Source organism: Actinophytocola sp. NPDC049390 (assembly GCF_044466355.1).
Classification (GTDB): domain Bacteria; phylum Actinomycetota; class Actinomycetes; order Mycobacteriales; family Pseudonocardiaceae; genus Actinophytocola.
In genome coordinates this window covers 493573-512380 of record NZ_JBITMQ010000002.1, presented here as the reverse complement: position 1 = coordinate 512380, position 18808 = coordinate 493573, and the positions used below count along the sequence as shown (strand labels likewise).

Below are 18808 nucleotides of genomic sequence, written 5' to 3'. Positions count from 1 at the left end.
CCACATGACAGCCGCATGACAAGGGGTGCGGCCCCTGAGGAGCCGCACCCCGGTCGGTCACTTGCGGCCGATGCGGAACCCGTGCCGGCGCAACTCGCCGACGTCGGTCGCCCGCAGGGCCTTCAACAGTTCGTTCTCCTTGACGATCAGCGGGTCGGTCCGCAGGTCCTTCCACAACGCCCAGCACAGCCCGACCATCACGAGCGCGAACGGTGCCGCCACGATGATCGTCAGGTGCTGCAGACCCTTCAACGCGTTCCCGGCGCCGTCACCCACGAGCAGCATCACGATCGCGACCGCGCCCATCAGCACGCCCCAGAAGATGACCACGGGTTTCCTCGGGTGCACCGAGCCGCCCTGGGACAGCGTGCCCATCACGACCGACGCCGCGTCCGCACCGGACACGAAGAAGATCGACACCAGCACGATCACGAGCACCGCGGCCAGTGTGGACAGTGGCAGGTGGGTGAGGAACGAGAACGTCATCGCCTCCGACGTCGCCGACGGGTCGTAGACCCACGTGCTCGCGTCGAAGAGGTCCTTGAGCGAGCCGCTAGCCAGGTCCTGTGACGAAAGTCCTTGCGCGGCAAGGGCTTCCCGTTGCTTCTGGATCGCGGCGCCGCCGAAGATGGCGAACCAGAACAGGCTCACCACACTCGGCACGAGGATCACGCCCGCCACGAACTGCCGGATCGACCGCCCGCGGCTGATCCGCGCGATGAACATGCCGACGAACGGCGTCCACGAGATCCACCACGCCCAGTAGAAGATCGTCCAGCTGCCGAGCCAGCCGCGCATCTCGTCGCCGCCGGTCGCGCCGGTTCGGCCGGACATCTGCGCGAACTCCCGCATGTAGTCGCCGATCGCGCCCGGCACGAGGTTCAGGATCAGCACGGTCGGGCCGACGATGAACACGAACGCGGCGAGCACGAACGCGAGCACCATGTTGATGTTCGACAGCCACTGGATGCCCTTGGCCACCCCCGACACGGCCGAGGCCACGAACGCCATCGTCAGCACCGCGATCACCGCGACCAGCAGCGCCGTGCCCGCCTCACCGACCCACCCGACGTAGGACATGCCGGAGCCGACCTGCAGCGCACCGAGCCCGAGCGACGCAGCGGAGCCGAACAGCGTGGCGAAGATAGCCATGATGTCGATCGCCCGCCCGAGCGGGCCCTCGCTGCGGCGCTTGCCGATCAGCGGCGTGAACACCGAGCTGAACAGCTGCGTGCGGCCGCGGCGGAACGTGCTGTACGCGATCGCGAGGCCGACCACCGCGTAGATGGCCCACGGGTGCACGGTCCAGTGGAACAACGTGGTCGCCATCGCCTGGTGCACGGCCTCGTCCGACGCGGGTCCGGCGGTCCCCGGCGGCGGTGACATGAAGTGTGTGAGCGGTTCGACGACCCCGAAGAACATCAGGCCGATGCCCATGCCCGCGCTGAACATCATGGCGATCCACGACACGGTGCGGAACTCCGGCTTCTCCTTGTCCGCGCCCAGCGGGATGCGTCCGAACCGGCTGATCGCGAGTCCGATGGCGAACAGGACGAATCCACTCGCCACGAGCACGAACGCCCAGCCGCCGTAGGGAATGACGCCGTCGTTCAGCACCGTGCTCGCGACCGTGATCATCGAGTCGGTGCCGAACACGCCCCAGCCGAGGAACGCAAGCGTCAACGCCGCGGAGATACCGAAGACCCACTTGTCGGTCCGAGGTGGCCGGTCGGCCGCCACCTCGATTCTTTCTCCATTGTCTGTCAGGACTTCCGTATCTTGCCGCGGACCTGTCTCCGCTAATTCTCGAGCGTCCGTATCCATATCAGCGGATGCTAACCGGTAGGTCAATTTGGACACGCATCACGGGACGTTGGTGAGCAACGGTTCGGTCTCGACTCGGCCGCCTCGGGTGCGCTCCGCCCAGCGTACTGCGGGTCCGAACATGGCGCTCGTCGTGACGAAAACGCCACCGAGGAGCAGCCAGCCCGTGGTGCCCCACCCGAGCACGACCGTGGTCACGAGCAGCGGACCGAGCATCCTCGCCACGGTGAAACCGGACCCGAAGAACCCCTGGCACTGGCCGTGCCTGCCCTCCGGCGCGAGGCTGAAGCCGAGTTCCCACGCGCCGCTCGCCTGCATCATCTCGGCGGCGGCCTGCAGGGCCGCGGCCACGACGAGCACGGCGACCGCGGCCCACGCCGGCGCACCGAGACCGGACAGCGCGAACACGACGCACGCCGCGAGAAGGGTCACACCGGCGAGCCGCATGAACCGTAAGGCGCTCGCAAGGTCGGTGACCTTGCCCGCCACCCGCACCTGGAACAGCACGACGGAAACCGTGTTGAGCACCAGCAGCAGCGATACCGTCCACCCTGGAGCGTTCGTCCGCTCGACGATCCACAGTGGAATGGCGAGCGTGATCATGGGAATGTGCAGTTGCAGGACCATGTTCAGCGCGGCGACGAGCGCGTAGGGACGGTCGCGCAGCACCGAGAGCACCGGTTCGCCGCCGTCGGCGGGCAGGCTCGGCGCGACGGCGGGCAGCCGCCGCAGCACGAGCGCCGAGACCGCGAGGCTGACGGCGTCGAACGCGAACACGGTGAGATAGGCCACCTCGGTGTCGATCTGCAGTGCGAGGCCACCCAGCCCGGCACCCACCGCGATGCCGCCGTTGGTCGCCGTCGCCAGCACGGCACGCGCCCTCGTCCGGCCGGCGGGCGGTACCAGCCCGGCGAGCAGGGCCTGCCGCGCCGCGGTGAGTCCACAGAGGGCACTCGAGTACAGGCACGCGACCATCACGAACGGCACGAAGTCGCGCACGAACAGGAACAGCAGGAGCGCGACGGCGGTGCACAGCGCCAGCAGCATCGCGATCCCGCGTGGCCCGCGCCGGTCCGCCAGGTGTCCGAGCGGCACGCCGGTGAGGAACCCGGCCGCCCAGCCGACCGTGAGACCGAATCCGACCTGCGTGGGCGACAGGCCGACGACGCGGGTGAAGTACAGGGCGGAGCACACGAGGTACCCGCCGAGCCCGATCGAGTCGGCCAGTTGCGCCACGGCGAGCGCGCGAGCCGGGGAGAACCGTGTCATGGTCCCAACGTAGGAAGGCGATTGGCCATCCAGAAGAGCCAATATCGACCAGTTCTGTTGGGCCAATGTAGGCTGGACCGGTGGAGTTCCACGTCAGCCTGGCCGGGCGCGGCGACCTGTCCGCCCGGATCTACCGGCAGCTGCACGAGGCGGTCGTCGACGGCCGTCTGCGCTCCGGCGAGAAGCTGCCCCCGACCAGGGAGCTCGCCCGTCGGCTGGCCGTTTCCCGCAACACCGTGGCGCTGGCCTACGAGCGGCTGACCGCGGAGGGATTCCTCGTCGGCCGGGTCGGCGCGGGCACGTTCGTGTGCGCCAACCCGCCCGCTCCCGCCCCGGCGACGGCGACCGGACCCGGCGCCGTGCCACCCAGGCCGGTGTGGCGGGGACTGGCCACTCCGCGGGCATCCACGCGGCGGCCACCGTACGACTTCGGCGTCGGCGTGCCCGACACGAGCCGGTTCCCGATGGCGGCGTGGCGCAGGCAGGTCGCACGCCAGCTCCGCGACGTCACCGCCGCCGACACGCTGTACGGCGATCCGGCCGGGCACCCCGGGCTGCGTGCCGAGATCGCCCGGCATGTCGGCCTGTCGCGATCCGTGCGGGTGTCCGCCGAGCAGGTGCTGGTCACCAACGGCACCCAGCAGGCGCTCGACCTCGTCGCGCGCGTGCTCCTCGCGCCGGGGGACCGGGTGGCCGTCGAGGAGCCCGGTTACCCACCTGCGCGCGAGCTGTTCGCGTCTCACGGCGCGCGGCTGGCCGGCGTGCCCGTCGACGCCGAAGGTGTTGTGGTGCAAGCACTCCCGGTCGACACGCGCCTGGTGTACACGACGCCGTCGCACCAGTTCCCGCTCGGCCCGCCGATGTCGCTCGACCGGCGGACCGCGCTGCTCGAGTGGGCCCGGGACGCGGGCGCCGTGATCGTCGAGGACGACTACGACAGCGAGTTCCGTTTCGCCGACCGGCCACTCGAACCACTGCACAGCCTCGATCGCGGCGACCGCGTGCTCTACGTCGGGTCGTTCTCCAAGACCATGCTGCCGATGCTGCGGCTCGGGTTCCTGGTCGCGCCGCCGTCGTTGCTCGACGCACTGCGCGCGGCGAAACGGTTGGCGGACCTCCAGTCCGAGACCACGAACCAGGGCGCCATGGCGGGGTTCATGGCCGACGGGCTGTTCGTGCGCCACCTGAGACGCGTGACCCGCGAGTACGCGGCGCGACGGACCATGATCCTGACCGTGCTGCGCCGGGACTTCGCCGATCGGCTCGAGGTGGTGCCGTCGACGGCCGGGCTGCACCTCGCGGCCTGGCCGACAGGTGACGTCGACGTGACGGCGCTCGTAGAGCGGGCCGCCGCGGCCGGCGTCGGCGTGGCCGACCTCGCCGAGTACCACGGGTTCGGTCCGGGCCGGCCCGGGATCGCGCTGGGCTACGGCCGGATCGACCTGGACCGGATCGAAGAAGGTTTGCGACTGCTGGATGAGGTGTGGTGAGAGTGTCGCTGGAAACCGTGCTGACCGGGGTGGCCGCCGCGCGAGCGCCGTTCGCCGCGACGTCGGCGGACCTGCGGGCGACGGCGCTGCGGCGCGTGGCCGACGTGCTGGACGCGGCCGCGGGTGAGCTGGTGGCGCTCGCGCACCGGGAGACGAACCTGCCCGAGAAACCCCGGCTGTACGCCGAGCTGGAACGGACCACCTTCCAGCTGCGGCTCTTCGCGGAGACGGTCGTCGAGGGCGGCTACCTGTCGGTCACCGTCGACTCGCCGGACACCTGCTGGCCTGCGGGCGGGCGTGCCGACCTGCGGCGGATGCTGGTCCCGGTCGGTCCGGTCGCGGTGTTCGCCGCGTCGAACTTCCCGTTCGCGTTCAGCGTCGCGGGCGGGGACACGGCCGCCGCGCTCGCCGTCGGCTGCCCGGTGGTGCTCAAGGCCAACCCCGGGCATCCGCTGTTGAGCGACCGGGTCGGGGAACTGGTGACCGGCGCGCTGTCGGCGGCGGGCCTGCCGGACGGCGTGTTCGGCGTCGTCCACGGGCTTGAGGAGGGGCGCGCGCTCGTGCTCGACGCCCGGATCAGGGCAGGCGCGTTCACGGGGTCGCTGCAGGGCGGCCGCGCCCTGTTCGACCTGGCCTGCTCACGGCCGGAGCCCATCCCGTTCCACGCCGAGATGAGCAGTGTGAACCCGGTGTTCGTGACCGCGTCGGCCGCGCGGGAGCGGGTCGAGGGGATCGCGGAGGGCTACGTCGCCTCCTACACACTCGGCGCGGGCCAGTTCTGCACGAAGCCGGGCCTGGTGTTCGTGCCGGCGTCCGCCGCGGCGGACTTCGAGGCCTACGCGCAGCAGGCACTGTCCGGGCGCGTCGCCGAGCCGCTGCTGAACGACGGCATCGCCGCCAGGTACTCCTCGACCCTCGACACGCTGCGGTCGCACCCAGCCGTGCGGGTCCTGGTGGCGGGGTCGGGCGTCGCGCCGACACTGCTCGGCTGTGACGCGGCGGACTTCCTCGCCGCACGGGACGAACTGCTCGTCGAGTGCTTCGGGCCGACCTCGATGGTGGTGCGGTACTCGTCGGCCGACGAGCTGGTGGCGTGCGCGCGGGCGTTCACCGGTGAGCTGGCCGCCGCCGTGCACGGCTCGCTCGACGACGAGGAGGTCGAGCCGCTGGTCGCGCTGCTGACCGAACGCGTCGGCCGCGTGCTGTGGAACGGCTGGCCGACGGGTGTGTCCGTGACGTACGCGATGCAGCACGGCGGCCCGTACCCGGCGACCACGATGCCGGGGCACACCTCGGTGGGCACCACGTCGCTGCGCCGGTTCCTGCGGCCGGTCGTCTACCAGAACATGCCGCAGGCGCTGCTGCCCGAGGTGCTGCGCGACGGCAACCCGCTCGGTGTGCCGCGCCGCGTCGACGGTGTCGTCAGCCGCTAACGCCCCACCGCGTAGCCCTGCATGCCGCGCGGGTTGGCGGCGGCGCGGAGCAGCCCCGTCTCGGTGTCCCGGGAGATCGCGGACATGCGCCCGAGCGACCAGCTGTCGACGATCTCGACGTGGTGGCCGCGTCGCCGCAACTCGTCGGCCGCGTCGGCGGCACGGGCCTCGAGCAGCAGCTGCGTGCCGGTCTGCCGCGGGTAGAACGACGACGCGAACGACGACGTGTGCCAGGTCGGTGAGTCGATCGCGGCCTGCAGGTCCATGCCGTGCACGGCGTGGTTGAGGAAGAACACCAGCTGCCACTGGTCCTGCTGGTCACCGCCCGGCGTGCCGAACGACAGCTGCACGCCGTCGCGCGTCGCGAACGACGGGGACAGGGTCGTGCGTGGCCGCTTGCCGGGCGCGAGCGTGGCGGACAGGCCGTCCTCCAGCCAGAACATCTGCGCGCGGGTGCCGAGACAGAAGCCCAGCTCGGGGATGGTCGGCGAGCTCTGGAGCCAGCCGCCGGACGGGGTCGCGGAGATGACGTTGCCCCACCGGTCGGCCACGTCGAGGTGGCAGGTGTCGCCGCGGGTCGTGCCCTGCGGGGAGACCGCGAGAGTCGGTTCGCCGATGCCGAGCCCGGCCGCTGCGACGGGTTCGGCGCCGTCGAGGACGTACCGGGGGAGCCGCCCGAGACCGTTGCGCCCGGCGGCCCCGGCTTCGTCGGTGACGAGCCGGGCCCGCTCGGCGAGGTACGCCGGGTCGAGCAGTGCGGTGAGGTCGGCGCCGTCGCCGAAGTGCGCGTCCCGGTCGGCGAAGGCGAGCTTCGCGACCTCGACGACGCGGTGGATCTCGTCGGCGGACGCCGCGCCGGGGTGCTCGCCGAGCGCCTCCAGCATCGCGAGCTGCTGCAACAGGACCGGACCCTGGCTCCAGGCGGCGACCTTGTGGACCTGCCAGCCGAACACGTCCTGGCTCACCGTCGGCTCGTAGCCCGGCCGCCACGCCGCGAGGTCGGCGCCCGTGAGCAGCCCGCTGTTGGGCCGCCCGGACTCGTCGACGACCGCGGTGCGGCAGAACGCGTCGATGGCCTCGGCGACGAACCCCTCGTACCACGCGGTGATGGCGGCGTCGAGCTGCCGTTCCCGGTCGCCTCCCGCGGCCTCGGCCTCGTCGACCAGCCGCCGGTAGGTGGCGGCGAGTGCCGGGTTGCGGATGAGCCCGCCCGCGGCGGGCACCGGCAGCCAGAGGTCGGCGGACGTGGGCCAGTGGGTGCGGAACAGCTGCTCGACGACGGTGATCACGTCGACGACCGCGGGTGCCACCGGGTGCCCGTGCTCGGCGTACCCGATGGCGTAGCCGAGGACGTCCCGCAGCGGCATGCTGCCGTGGTCGCGCAGCAGCGTCAGCCAGGCACCGACCGCACCGGGCACGGTGGCGGCGAGCAGCCCGGTGCCCGGCACGAGGTCCAATCCCAGCTCACGGAACCGCGCCGGGGTGGCCGCCCCCGGCGCGACCCCTTGTCCACAGAGGACTCGCGGGGTGGGGTCGGCCGCGGTGGCGAAGATCGCGGGCACCTCGCCGCCCGGCCCGTTCATGTGCGGTTCGCACACGTGCAACGTGAAGGCCGCGGCCGCGGCCGCGTCGAAGGCGTTGCCGCCACGCTCGAGGACCGCCATGCCCGAGGAGGACGCGAGCCAATGGGTGGAGGCAACCATGCCGAAGGTGCCGGCGAGCTCCGGCCGGGTGGTGAACACGTGGTCACGTTAGCCGGGAGGCATGGGCGAAAGGCAAGGACGTCCGAGCGCGATTCATGCCCCGCGCGGGACTCCGCCCACGTTAGGCTGACGACCGACGCATCGACGCCGGTACCCCCGGCGGGTATGCTGAGTGGTGGGGACCGGGAAACAGCGGGAAAGGGAACGTCGGATGCGGGGCTACACCAGCGACAAGGACGGCTACCTCAAGCGCCTCCGCCGCATCGAGGGCCAGATCCGCGGCCTGCAGCGTATGGTCGAGAACGACGAGTACTGCATCGACGTGCTGACCCAGATCTCGGCCGCCACGAAGGCCTTGCAGGCGGTGTCACTCGGGTTGATGGACGAACACCTCAAGCACTGCGTCGCCCAGGCGCTCGCCGACGGCGGCAAGGACGCTGACGAGAAGGTCCGCGAGGCCAGCGAGGCCATCGCTCGGCTGGTCCGGTCGTAGCGCGCTCCGGTCTCGAAGCCCCGACCGCGTCAGCCGACGCGGAAGGAACCGATCACGTCGAGCCCGCTGAGCACGCCGACCACCGACAGCGCCAGGCAGGCCGCAGCGGCCGACAGGACCCACGCCCGGCGGCGTGACGCGGCGACGAACACGAGGCCGAGCGCTGCCCAGAGCAGGCCTTCGGCCAGGAACCACGGCTCGTTCAGCAGGAGGTCCTGGAGGTCGGAGGCGTGCCGGTCGTAGGACCGCCACACGTCCGAGGGAAGGACCGTGGGGTGCACGCCGGTGAGGCTGAAGACCCGCAGTGTGATGTTGACCAGCGCGTGGGTGCAGCAGCCGACGGCCGCGAGCCAGCCGAGTGCCGGCAGTGCGCGGCGCAGCCGGGTACGCACGGCGACGGGCGGCAGGATCGCGGCGACGAGGATGATCGCCGCGCCGACGGCGTTGATGGCGCGGAACTCCGCATCGGACACCGGCTCGCCGAACATGCCGGCGGTACCGCCGAGCGCGTAGTAGGCCCGGTAGCTCGCGTAGATGAACGCCGACAGCGCGAGCACCCACGCGAGCCGGTGGCCGGTGCTCGTGTCCGCGCGCGGCGGATCCTGGTGACGCGCTGGTACCGGCACCGCGGCAGTCATGATCGTTCCGTTCTCGTGCGGGCACGGGCCAGATGCCCGCGCCGGTCCTCATCGGATGTCCGCCCGTGACGCTCGCACAACGCGACTGAGGGTTCGCTGAGACAAAGATCGCCACAGGTCGGGGTCAGGTGGTCGCTCGGTGGTAGCGGGCGGCCAGTTCTCTCAGGTGTGCCACGAGTTCCGGTGGGTCGGTCACCTCGAAGTCGACACCCAGTAGTCCGATGTGGACGGCCAGCGACGCGATGGTGTCGGCGCCGGTGTCCAGTGCGCACGTGGACTCGTCGATCGCGGTCACCACGCCCACCGCGGGGTTGATCCTCGCCACCACGTCCGGCGCCGGGGCGTGGACGGTCACGTGGGCTCGGTGGCGCCATGCCGCTGCCGACACCCGGCCCGCCACGTAGGCGGCCAGGTCCTCCCGCGGTAGCTCCCTCGGCGTGAACCGCGGACCGGTCGGTTGCCGTGGCGGCTCCATCCGGTCCACGCGGAAGGTGCGCCAGTCCGCCTTCTCCAGGTCGTAGGCGACCAGGTACCAGCGGCGGCCCCAGTTCGCCAGGCGGTAGGGCTCCACCTTCCTGCGGGCCGCGCCGCCACCGTGTGTCTCGTAGTCGAAGCGCAGGGTTTCGTGGTCCCGGCAGGCCAGGGCCAGCGCGGTCAGCGTGTCCGGGGACGCCGTCGGGGTGTTGTCGTAGCGGGGGACCGGCACCGTCTGGCTCTGCAGCGCGTGCACGCGCATGCGCAGCCGCGACGGCAGCACCTGCTCCAGCTTCGCCAACGCTCGTTGCGACGTCTCCGCCACGCCCTCGATCGCGCCGCTCGTGGCCGTGCGCAGGCTCATCGCCACCGCCACGGCTTCCTCGTCGTCGAGCAGCAGCGGCGGAAGCTGCGCGCCCGCGCCCAGGCGGTAGCCGCCCACGTTGCCGCGGGTGGCGTGGACCGGGTAGCCGAGGGTGCGGAGCCGTTCCACGTCGTTGCGGATCGTGCGCGGGCTGACGTCCAGCCGGTCCGCCAGTTCCGCACCCGTCCAGTCGCGGGGAGTCTGCAGCAGCGACAGCAGGCGGAGGAGTCTCGCCGAGGTTTCGAGCATGTCCCGAAGTCTGCCACCACATTAGGAACGAACCCTGCCTAATAGCCTCCTAACGTTCTTGTCATGACCAACAGCACCGAGATCCGCCCCTTCCGCGTCGACGTCCCGCAGGCCGACCTCGACGACCTCCGTGACCGGCTCGCCCGCACCCGCTGGACCGAGGAGCTGCCCGACGCCGGGTCGGACTACGGCGTCGGTGTCGACTACGTGCGGCGGCTCGCCGACCACTGGCTCAACACCTACGACTGGCGTGCCTGGGAGCGGAAGCTCAACGCCCACCCGCAGTTCACGACCGAGATCGACGGGCAGAACGTGCACTTCCTGCACGTCCGCTCGCCGGAGCCGGACGCGTTCCCGCTGGTCCTCACCCACGGCTGGCCGGGTTCGATCGTCGAGTACCTCGACGTCATCGGGCCGCTGACCGACCCGAGGGCCCACGGGCTCGACCCGGCGCTCGCGTTCGACGTCGTGATCCCGTCGGTCCCCGGATTCGGGTTCTCCGGCCCCACCAGGGACAGGGGCTGGAACGTCCAGCGCGTCGCCCGTGCGTGGGCCGAGCTGATGCGGCGGCTCGGCTACTCCCGCTACGGCGCGGTCGGCAACGACGGCGGCTCGATGATCTCCCCCGAGGTCGGCCGGGTGGACCCGACGCACGTGGTCGGCGTACACGTGACCCAGATCTTCTCCTTCCCCAGCGGTGATCCCGCCGAGTTCGAGGGCATGACGGAGGACGAGCAGGCCGCCATGGCGCACCTGCAGTGGTTCCACGAGAACATGGGCGCGTTCGGTCAGCTCCAGGGCCAGCAGCCGCAGACGCTCGCCCACGCGCTCGCTGACTCGCCGACCGGGCTGATCGGATGGAACGGTCAGCTGTTCGGCGACGCGGTCGACGTCGAGTTCGCGCTCACGAACATGGCGATCTACTGGTTCACAGGTACGTCGGCGTCATCGGCGCGGTTCTACTACGAGAACGCGCACGCGGACTCGCCGACCGAACCGACCACCGTGCCGCTCGCGCTCGCCTCCTTCGCGGGCGACTTCAAGTCCATCCGCCGGTTCGTCGACCGTGACCACAAGAACGTGGTGTCGTGGCACGAGTACACCGTCGGTGGGCACTACGCGGCGCACCAGGCGCCCGACGTGCTCGTCGCCGACCTGCGCGGGTTCTACGGTGACCTGCTCGCCGGGAACGAGTGACGGCTCAGCTGAACGTGGTTCCGGTACGCGGCAGTGCGTGCCGGAACCACGCGCGTGCGGTGGGACGCGTCCCACCCGCGCGTCAGCGGACGCCACGTGGCCGGAACTGGATGCTGATCCTCGGCCCCACCGGTTTCGCCGTCTTCGGCACCGCGTGTTCCCACGTGCGCTGGCACGAGCCGCCCATGACGATCAGGTCGCCGAGCCCGAGCGCGTAGCGGAGGGTCCTGCCGCCTCCGCGCGGCCGGAGTAACAGCGCCCGGGGCGCGCCGACGGAGACGATCGCGACCATCGTGTCCTCGGTGTTGCCCCGGCCGATCCGGTCCCCGTGCCAGGCGACGGAATCGCGGCCGTCGCGGTAGTAGCACAGCCCAGCGGTGCGGAACGGCTCGCCGAGCTCGTTCGCGTAGTGCCTGCTCAGCTCGTCCCGGGCCCTGGTCAGCACCGGGTCCGGCAGTGTCGCGTCCTCGTCGTAGAAGCAGAGCAGGCGTGGCACGTCGACGCGCCGGTCGTACATCCGGCGGCGTTCCGCCCGCCACGGCACACCCGCGGCCAGCCGGTCGAACAACGTGCCCGCACCGGTCAACCAGCCCGGCCGCACGTCCACCCACGCGCCGTCGGACAGGTCGGTGCGGCGGATCGGGGACAACGAACGGAGCCCGACCTCGTCGAGGTCGTCGAGCAGAGAGCCTTGCAGTGCGGACATGGCGACCACCGTACACCCATTTCGAACACGTGAGCGAGATGGTTAACCCGAAGGTGGCCGGGTAGCCGCGTGGTCGGGGAAGACTCACGGACGAAAGGGTGAGCGAGCATGCCCGCGATCGACGGCAAGAGGGTCGCCTTCCTGGCCACCGACGGGGTCGAGCAGGTGGAGCTGGACCGGCCATGGCAGGCGGTCACCGAGGCAGGTGGCAGGCCGGAGCTGGTGTCCCTCGCCGCGGGTGACATCCGGGCCTTCGACCACCTCGACAAGGGCGACACCAGGCACGTGGACAAGGTCGTCGACGACGCGAGTCCGGACGCCTACGACGCGCTGGTCCTGCCGGGTGGCGTCGCCAACGGCGACTTCGTGCGCGGTGACGAGCGGGCCGTCCGGTTCGTCCGCCAGTTCGTCGACGCGGGCAAGCCGATCGCGGTGATCTGCCACGGCGGCTGGGTGCTCGCCGAGGCGGACGCGGTGCGCGGCAGGACGATGACGTCGTGGCCGACGCTGAAGACCGACCTGCGCAACGCCGGCGCGACGTGGGTGGGCCAGGAGGTCGTCACGGACAACGGCCTGGTCTCCAGTCGCGGGCCCGACGACCTCGACGCGTTCTGCGCCAAGGCTGTCGAGGAGATCGCCGAAGGCGTGCACGTCTGATGACCCGCTTCGGCTACACCCTCATGACCGAGCAGGCTCCGCCTCGTGCGCTGGTGCGTCACGCGCACGAGGCGGAGCAGGCCGGGTTCGACTTCGAGGTCATGAGCGACCACTACTTCCCGTGGCTGGACGAACAGGGGCACGCCCCGAACGCGTGGGCGACGCTCGGCGCCGTCACCCAGTCGACGGAACGGGTCGAGCTCATGACCTACGTGACGTGTCCGATCATGCGGTACCACCCCGCTGTCGTCGCCCAGCAGGCAGCGACCGTGCAGTTGTTGTCGGAGGGGCGGTTCACGCTCGGGCTCGGAGCGGGGGAGAACCTCAACGAGCACGTCGTCGGCCGCGGCTGGCCGCCGGTGAACATCCGGCACGAGATGCTCACCGAGGCCGTCGAGATCATCTCGGCGCTCTTCGACGGCGGGTACGTCAGCTTCACGGGCGACCACTTCCGGGTGGACTCCGCGAAGCTGTGGGACCTGCCCGAGGTGCGCGTGCCGATCGCGGTCGCGGTCTCCGGCGACCAGTCGGTGCGGCGGTACGCTCCGCTCGCCGACGCGATGATCGCGGTCGAACCCGGTGCCGAGCTGTGCACGGAGTGGGACCGCACCGCCCGCGAGGGCACGCGCAAGATCGCCCAGCTGCCGATCTGCTGGGACGACGACCGCGACGCCGCGATCACCCGGGCCCACGAGCAGTTCCGCTGGTTCGCGGGTGGCTGGAAGGTCAACGCCGAGCTGCCCGGCCCCGCGGGGTTCGCCGCGGCCACCCAGTTCGTGACGAAGGACGACGTCGCGGAGAACATCCCGTGCGGCACCGACCCGGACGCGGTCGTCGCGGCCGTGAAGCCCTTCGTCGACGCCGGGTTCACCGACATCGCGCTGGTGCAGATCGGCGGCGAGCACCAGGACCCGTTCCTCGCCGCGGCGAAGGAACGGGTCCTGCCCGCGCTGCGCGCTTAGCGGGCGCGCGAACAGGGCATGGCGGCGCCACCGACCCTGTTCGCGCGCCCTCTCAAACGGACTCGGCGAACTCGATCCGGTCGGTGGTCCACACGCGGGAGCGCTCGCTCAGCGTGAGGCCGATGCCGGGCTGGTCCGGCACGAGCACCGTGCCGTTCTCGACGATCAGCTTCTCGTTGAACAGCGGCGCGACCCAGTCCACGTGCTCGACCCACGCGGTGCCCGGGTAGGCGGCGGCGAGGTGGACGTGCAGTTCGGTCGTGAAGTGCGGGGCGAGCGTCAGGTGGTACTGGTCGGCCAGCGCGGCGACGCGCAGGAACGGCGTGATGCCGCCGACCGCGGCCACGTCGGGCTGGAGCACGCCCGCCGCGTCGGCCGACATCAGCCGCCAGTGCTCGTCGACGCCGGTGAGCGCGGCACCCGCCGCGATCGGCGTGGCGAGCGCGGCCGCGAGTGCCGCGTGGCCGGTGGTGTCGCGCGGGTCGAGCGGGTCCGCGAGCCAGGTCAGGTCCAGCTCGTCGAGCAGGCGGCCGGTCCGCGCGGCCTGCGCGCGGGTCCAGTGGTGGTCGGCGCTCGCCATGAGCGGCACCTCGCCGTCGACCGCTTCGCGGACCGCGCGGATCTTCTCGAGGTCCTGTGCCCCGGTCGGCGCGCCGACCGCGACCTGGAGGCCGCCCACACCCTGCGCGAGTGCCCGTTTCGCGTTCTCGATGACCTCGTTGACCGACACCGAAAGGGTTCCGCCGGTCGTGGCATAGCACGGCACGGCGTCGCGGTGCGTGCCCAGCAGTTTGGCCAGCGAGAGGTTCGCGCGCTTGGCCTTCAGGTCCCAGAGGCCGACGTCGACGGCCCCGATCGCCTGCGCGGCGAGCCCGGTGCGCCCCACCGAGGCCCCGGCCGCCACGAGTTTCTCCCGCACCCGGCCGACGTCGTTGGGGTCCTCGCCGAGCAGCAGCGGCACGATCTCCTTGGCGTGCGCGTAAAGGCCGGGCCCACCGGCCCGGGTGGCGTAGCTGAAGCCGAGTCCCGCGTGCCCGTCGGTGGTGCCTAACTCCGCGAAGAGGAACGCCACCTCGGTCACCGGCCGGCGGCGGCCGGACGGCGCCTTCTCGTCGCTGATGGGCGACGACAGCGGCAGATACACCAGTGACAGCCGGACTCGATCAATTCGGTCTCCTGTGCGCACCCGGCTAAGCCTATCGTGGTGTACATTCGTACTAGTACAGATGTACATTACTGGGAGTAGCACCGATGCCGTATGTGTTCCTGCTCGCCGCGATCAGCTTCGAGGTCGTCGCGACGAGCCTGCTCAAGTCCACCGAGGGGTTCACGCGGCTCTGGCCGACCGTGGCCTGCCTGACCGGCTATGCGGCCTCGTTCGCGGCGCTGGCCTGGGCGGTCAGGCACGAGCTGCCGGTCGGCGTCGCATACGCCATGTGGTCCGGTCTCGGTACGGCGGCGATCGTCGCGATCGGCGCGGTGTTCCTGAACGAGCCGGTCACCGTGCAGAAGATCGCGGGCGTGCTGCTCGTCATCGGCGGCGTGGTGGTGCTCAACCTGGGAGGTGCGCATTGACCGCGCGACGCGACCCGGAGGCACGACGCCGTGCGATCGTGACCGCCGCCGTGCGGGCGATCGCGGACGTCGGCGTCGGCAACGTGACCCACCGCCGGATCGCCCAGCTGGCCGGGGTGCCGCTCGGGTCGACCACCTACTACTTCCCGACCCTGGACGACCTCGTCGCCGCCGCGCTGCGGGAGGCGATCGAGTACGCGCGGGCCGACCTCGAGGCGTGGGCCGAGGAGCTGACCGTGAGCGCGAACGTGGCGGACACGTTCGTCGACCTGGCCGCGCGCTACCTCCAGGACCGGGAGAGGGTGCTGGTCGAGTACGAGCTGTACCTCGCGGCGGCGCGGTCGCCGGAACTGCGACCGGTGGCCGAGCTGTGGATCGACGGGCTGCGCGGCATCTGCGCCCGTTTCGCGGGCAAGGACCGCGGGTTCGCGCTCGCCGCGCTCATCGACGGCCACCTCATGCAGGCGCTCGTGACCGAGAAACCGCTCGACGCCGACGCGTTGCGCGCCGGCGTCGAGCGGCTCGTCACCGGCTGAGCCGCCACAGGGTCACGGTCTCGTCGCGGGCGTTCCGTTGCCGTGGCGAGGTGTCCATCCGCCCGACGACCCGCAGTCCGGCCCGGTCGAGCAGCTCCGCGCGGGTGCGCAGCCCGAACCGTTCGGCGAGGTCGGACAGGATGAGCCAGCCCTCGCCGCCCGCCGTGAGGTGCGCGCCGAGCCCGTCGACGAAACCGGCGAGCATGCGTCTCCGCACGCTCCGGCGGGAACAGGTCGACATCGCGCGCCGCCAACGACGACGAGGCGAGGTTCTCCCGTGCGCACGCCACCGCCCGCGACGAGACGTCGCAGGCGATCACGTTCGGCACGCCACGGCGGGACAGCACCGCGGCGAGGACACCCGTTCACCCGCCACTCGTGGGCACTGACCATGCCGAGCAGCTCGACGCGACCGGACACGTCGAGCGGCACCAACGGCGCACCCGAGCACGCGTGCCTGGGTGCGCCGTTGGTGCCGGTAGCGGTAGAAGGACCGTGCCGGGTCGGCCGGTCGCCGGTCGAGGCGGCGCGGGCAGAAACACGTGTCGTGGCCTAGCCGCCGAACAGGGGCAGGATCGACTTGATTGTCTGGTACAGCGCGTAGACGATGGGGATCCCCACGACCAGCCAGGAGATCACCAGGCGTGGGGTCTGGGTCTGTGTCTCGGACATCGCGTCGTCCTTTCGCGTGTGGACGGTCACTTGTCGGCTTCCGCGAACGCGTCGGTGTGCTCGGCCTCGTGGAACCTCGCCGCCACCGGGCGCACCAGCAGGTTGGCGACGAAGCCGACCGCGAGCACGCCGATCATCGTGAACAGCGCGGGCCGGTAGTCGCTGTAGACGAGCTCGCCCGGCTTGCCCTGTGCGTCGAGGAAGCCGTTGATGATCAGCGGTCCCGCGATGCCGGCGGCCGACCACGCGGTCAACAGCCTGCCGTGGATGGCGCCGACCTGGTAGGTGCCGAACAGGTCGCGCAGGTAGGCCGGGACGGTGGCGAAACCGCCGCCGTAGAACGAGATGATGACACCGGCGAGCAGCACGAACACGGCGGTGGCGCTGTGCCCGGCCACGGCGAGCAGGAAGTACAGCACCATGCCGACGCCGAGGTACATCACGTACGTCGGCTTGCGACCGATGAAGTCCGATGTGGACGACCACGCGAACCGGCCGGCCATGTTGAAGATGGAGAGCAGGCCGACGAACGCGGTCGCGGCCGTGGTGGCCACCGCCGACGTGCCGCCCTCGCGGAAGAAGTCCTGGATCATCGGGCTCGCCTGCTCCAGGATGCCGATGCCCGCGGTCACGTTGCAGAACAGGACCGTCCACAGGAGCCAGAACTGCGGGGTCTTGATCGCGTTGGCCGCGGACACGTGCGAGGTGGTGACGAGCGGCTTCGACTTGAGCTTCGAGGGGTCGAAGCCCTCCGGCTGCCAGCCCGGGGCCGGGACGCGGACGTTGAAGACGCCGAACATCATCACGACGAAGTAGACGATGCCGAGCGTGAGGAACAGCATGGCGACCGAGCTGCCCGACGCCACCGACTGCGAGTTCGACGGGTCGTAGTCGCTGTCGTACAACGACATCAGCTGCCGCGACAGGGGCGACGCGACGAGCGCACCGCCGCCGAACCCCATGATCGCCATGCCGGTCGCGAGGCCGGGGCGGTCCGGGAACCACTTGATCAGCGTGGACACCGGCGAGATGTAGCCGATGCCGAGACCGATGCCGCCGATGAAGCCGTAACCGAGGTACACGAGCCACAGTTGCGTCGTGGCGATGCCGAGCGAGCCGATGAGGAAACCGGACGCCCAGAAGCACGCGGAGGTGAACATCGCCGCGCGCGGACCCACCCGTTCGACCCACGTGCCCATGACGGCCGCGGACACGCCGAGCATGACGATGGCGATCGAGAAGATGATCCCGATGGCGGTCAGGCTCGTGTCGAAGTGCGCGACGAGGGCGTTCTTGTAGACGCTGGTCGCGTACGCCTGGCCGATGCAGAGGTGGATCGCCAGCGCGGCCGGCGGGATCAGCCATCTGCTGTAGCCCGGCTTCGCAACCGTGTGTTCACGGTCGAGGAACGACAGGACAGCCAAGACGCACCTCCGTGTGCCGCCTGGATGATCGTGGCGAAACCTACTGAGGGAAGTGGTTGAAGGTCAAAGTAATTTGGTTGATGGGCCGATAATCACTGTCTATCGGACGTATCTGGTGAGAAGTTGGTCCAGTTTGTCCTGGAGGTCGACGCGACTGGTGGCGTCGAGCAGCGCACGGGCCAGCATCGGTTCCGGGTCGCGGTCCGCGAGCACGAGCCCGACCTGGGTGGTCATGTGTGGTCGGTCCAAGGGCACCACCTTCAGGCCCTCGGGTACCCCGAACAGGTGGAGCCACGCGTGCGCGATCACGCTCGACCACCGGCCGGTCGCCACGTGCCCGTAGATCGCGGAGACCGAGTCCGCCTCCACCGACGGGGTCACCGTGACCCCCGCCTCCGCGAAGTTGCGGTCGAGGATCCGCCGGTTCTGCATCACCGACGACAGCAGGCACAGCGGGGTGTCGACCAGTTCGCCCCACCCGACCGAGTCCCGCTCGGCGAACGGCCCGCCCGCGGGGGTGAGCAGCAGGTAGCGCTCGCGGTAGAGCGGCACGACCCGGACCGTGCCGAGCGGCTCACCGTCCACATAGGTCAACCCGATGTCGAGGTCGAACTCGGCGAGCCGGTGCACGATCTCCCGCGACGACAACGACTCGATCGACACGCGCACCTGCGGGTGATCGGAGAACATCGGCGTCGTGAGCAGCGACGCGATCGTCTGCGCGGTGGGGATGGCGCCGATGCGCAGCACGCCCGAAAGGCCGCCGCGCATGCTGGCCAGCTCGTGGCGCAGCGCGTCCTGCTCGGCGAGAATGCGGTGCGCCCACAGCAGGACCTGCTTGCCCTCCGGCGTGAACCCCTCGAACCGCTGGCCGCGCTGCACGATCCGGACGTCCAGCTCGGCCTCCAGCTTGCGGATGGCCGCCGACAACGCGGGCTGGGACACGTGGCACGCCTCGGCCGCCCGCCCGAAGTGCCCCTCGCGTGCGAGCGCGCTCAGGTACTCCAGCTGGCGCAGCAACATGGGCAGAGCCTAGCCGGGCCGCCGCGGGCTGTGGACGACTCGGTGACCGGTTTGGCGGTGGACAGGTCGTCGTCACACGGTCGAAGGTGGGGATGACCTTTCGTCTGTTTCGAGGAGGT

General features: G+C 70.8%; 18 protein-coding genes. 8 read left to right on the top strand and 10 right to left on the bottom strand.

Annotation, left to right across the window (positions count from 1 at the left end; genetic code table 11):
- Positions 1 to 57 precede the first annotated feature (57 nt).
- Positions 58 to 1824 carry a BCCT family transporter gene (locus ACIBVP_RS08570; protein WP_396105395.1) on the bottom strand — a complete coding sequence of 589 codons (1767 nt, stop codon included), beginning with the start codon at positions 1822 to 1824 and terminating at the stop codon, positions 58 to 60.
- A 39-nt stretch (positions 1825 to 1863) separates the two neighbouring features.
- The gene (locus tag ACIBVP_RS08565) at positions 1864 to 3093 is read right to left on the bottom strand and encodes an MFS transporter (RefSeq protein WP_396105394.1); all 1230 of its coding nucleotides are present in this window, start codon (positions 3091 to 3093) and stop codon (positions 1864 to 1866) included.
- An 80-nt stretch (positions 3094 to 3173) separates the two neighbouring features.
- Between ACIBVP_RS08565 and ACIBVP_RS08560 the strand changes: the two genes are divergently transcribed.
- Together ACIBVP_RS08560 and ACIBVP_RS08555 are read left to right on the top strand one after the other, a co-directional pair.
- Complete coding sequence (locus ACIBVP_RS08560; protein ID WP_396105393.1) at positions 3174 to 4583, top strand: PLP-dependent aminotransferase family protein; 1410 nt, start codon at positions 3174 to 3176, stop codon at positions 4581 to 4583.
- 2 nt (positions 4584 to 4585) lie between these two features.
- A complete protein-coding gene (locus tag ACIBVP_RS08555) occupies positions 4586 to 6016 on the top strand; it encodes an aldehyde dehydrogenase (NADP(+)) (protein WP_396105392.1) in 1431 nt (476 codons plus the stop codon).
- On the opposite strand, the gene ACIBVP_RS08550 is transcribed toward ACIBVP_RS08555, so the two are convergent.
- A complete protein-coding gene (locus ACIBVP_RS08550) occupies positions 6013 to 7758 on the bottom strand; it encodes a gamma-glutamyltransferase family protein (RefSeq protein ID WP_396105391.1) in 1746 nt (581 codons plus the stop codon). The genes ACIBVP_RS08555 and ACIBVP_RS08550 overlap by 4 nt on opposite strands.
- Positions 7759 to 7930: 172 nt before the next feature.
- Between ACIBVP_RS08550 and ACIBVP_RS08545 the strand changes: the two genes are divergently transcribed.
- Positions 7931 to 8212: a metal-sensitive transcriptional regulator gene (locus ACIBVP_RS08545; protein ID WP_396105390.1), complete on the top strand. Its 282-nt coding sequence runs from the start codon at positions 7931 to 7933 to the stop codon at positions 8210 to 8212.
- Positions 8213 to 8241: 29 nt separating this feature from the next.
- Here the strand turns inward: ACIBVP_RS08545 and ACIBVP_RS08540 are convergent, their stop codons facing one another.
- Together ACIBVP_RS08540 and ACIBVP_RS08535 are read right to left on the bottom strand one after the other, a co-directional pair.
- Complete coding sequence (locus ACIBVP_RS08540) at positions 8242 to 8850, bottom strand: hypothetical protein (protein WP_396105389.1); 609 nt, start codon at positions 8848 to 8850, stop codon at positions 8242 to 8244.
- Positions 8851 to 8974: 124 nt separating this feature from the next.
- The gene (locus ACIBVP_RS08535) at positions 8975 to 9937 is read right to left on the bottom strand and encodes a helix-turn-helix transcriptional regulator (protein WP_396105388.1); all 963 of its coding nucleotides are present in this window, start codon (positions 9935 to 9937) and stop codon (positions 8975 to 8977) included.
- Between the two features lie 63 nt (positions 9938 to 10000).
- On the opposite strand from ACIBVP_RS08535, the gene ACIBVP_RS08530 reads away from it, so the two are divergent.
- On the top strand, positions 10001 to 11134 hold the full coding sequence (locus ACIBVP_RS08530; protein WP_396105387.1) for an epoxide hydrolase family protein: 1134 nt from the start codon (positions 10001 to 10003) through the stop codon (positions 11132 to 11134).
- Positions 11135 to 11216: 82 nt separating this feature from the next.
- On the opposite strand, the gene ACIBVP_RS08525 is transcribed toward ACIBVP_RS08530, so the two are convergent.
- On the bottom strand, positions 11217 to 11840 hold the full coding sequence (locus ACIBVP_RS08525) for an alpha-ketoglutarate-dependent dioxygenase AlkB (protein WP_396105386.1): 624 nt from the start codon (positions 11838 to 11840) through the stop codon (positions 11217 to 11219).
- A 108-nt stretch (positions 11841 to 11948) separates the two neighbouring features.
- Between ACIBVP_RS08525 and ACIBVP_RS08520 the strand changes: the two genes are divergently transcribed.
- Both ACIBVP_RS08520 and ACIBVP_RS08515 read left to right on the top strand, forming a co-directional pair.
- Positions 11949 to 12497, top strand: coding sequence for a type 1 glutamine amidotransferase domain-containing protein (locus ACIBVP_RS08520; protein ID WP_396105385.1), 549 nt, complete (start codon positions 11949 to 11951; stop codon positions 12495 to 12497).
- Positions 12497 to 13459, top strand: a complete 963-nt coding sequence (locus ACIBVP_RS08515; RefSeq protein WP_396105384.1) for a TIGR03557 family F420-dependent LLM class oxidoreductase — start codon at positions 12497 to 12499, stop codon at positions 13457 to 13459. Before ACIBVP_RS08520 ends, ACIBVP_RS08515 begins: the two co-directional genes overlap by 1 nt.
- Positions 13460 to 13511: 52 nt before the next feature.
- On the opposite strand, the gene ACIBVP_RS08510 is transcribed toward ACIBVP_RS08515, so the two are convergent.
- On the bottom strand, positions 13512 to 14645 hold the full coding sequence (locus ACIBVP_RS08510) for a mandelate racemase/muconate lactonizing enzyme family protein (protein WP_396105383.1): 1134 nt from the start codon (positions 14643 to 14645) through the stop codon (positions 13512 to 13514).
- A gap of 65 nt (positions 14646 to 14710) precedes the next feature.
- On the opposite strand from ACIBVP_RS08510, the gene ACIBVP_RS08505 reads away from it, so the two are divergent.
- Both ACIBVP_RS08505 and ACIBVP_RS08500 read left to right on the top strand, forming a co-directional pair.
- Positions 14711 to 15034 carry a DMT family transporter gene (locus tag ACIBVP_RS08505; protein ID WP_396105382.1) on the top strand — a complete coding sequence of 108 codons (324 nt, stop codon included), beginning with the start codon at positions 14711 to 14713 and terminating at the stop codon, positions 15032 to 15034.
- Complete coding sequence (locus tag ACIBVP_RS08500; protein WP_396105381.1) at positions 15031 to 15570, top strand: TetR/AcrR family transcriptional regulator; 540 nt, start codon at positions 15031 to 15033, stop codon at positions 15568 to 15570. Before ACIBVP_RS08505 ends, ACIBVP_RS08500 begins: the two co-directional genes overlap by 4 nt.
- Here ACIBVP_RS08500 and ACIBVP_RS08495 read toward each other — a convergent pair.
- From ACIBVP_RS08495 to ACIBVP_RS08485, 3 genes are all read right to left on the bottom strand, one after another.
- Positions 15560 to 15775 (bottom strand): hypothetical protein, encoded by a 216-nt coding sequence (locus tag ACIBVP_RS08495; protein ID WP_396105380.1) that lies wholly within the window; start codon positions 15773 to 15775, stop codon positions 15560 to 15562. The two genes, ACIBVP_RS08500 and ACIBVP_RS08495, sit on opposite strands and share 11 nt — an antisense overlap.
- A 493-nt stretch (positions 15776 to 16268) precedes the next feature.
- Positions 16269 to 17666, bottom strand: coding sequence for an OFA family MFS transporter (locus tag ACIBVP_RS08490; RefSeq protein WP_396105378.1), 1398 nt, complete (start codon positions 17664 to 17666; stop codon positions 16269 to 16271).
- Between the two features lie 99 nt (positions 17667 to 17765).
- Positions 17766 to 18689: a LysR family transcriptional regulator gene (locus ACIBVP_RS08485; protein ID WP_396105377.1), complete on the bottom strand. Its 924-nt coding sequence runs from the start codon at positions 18687 to 18689 to the stop codon at positions 17766 to 17768.
- Between the last annotated feature and the right edge of the window lie 119 nt (positions 18690 to 18808).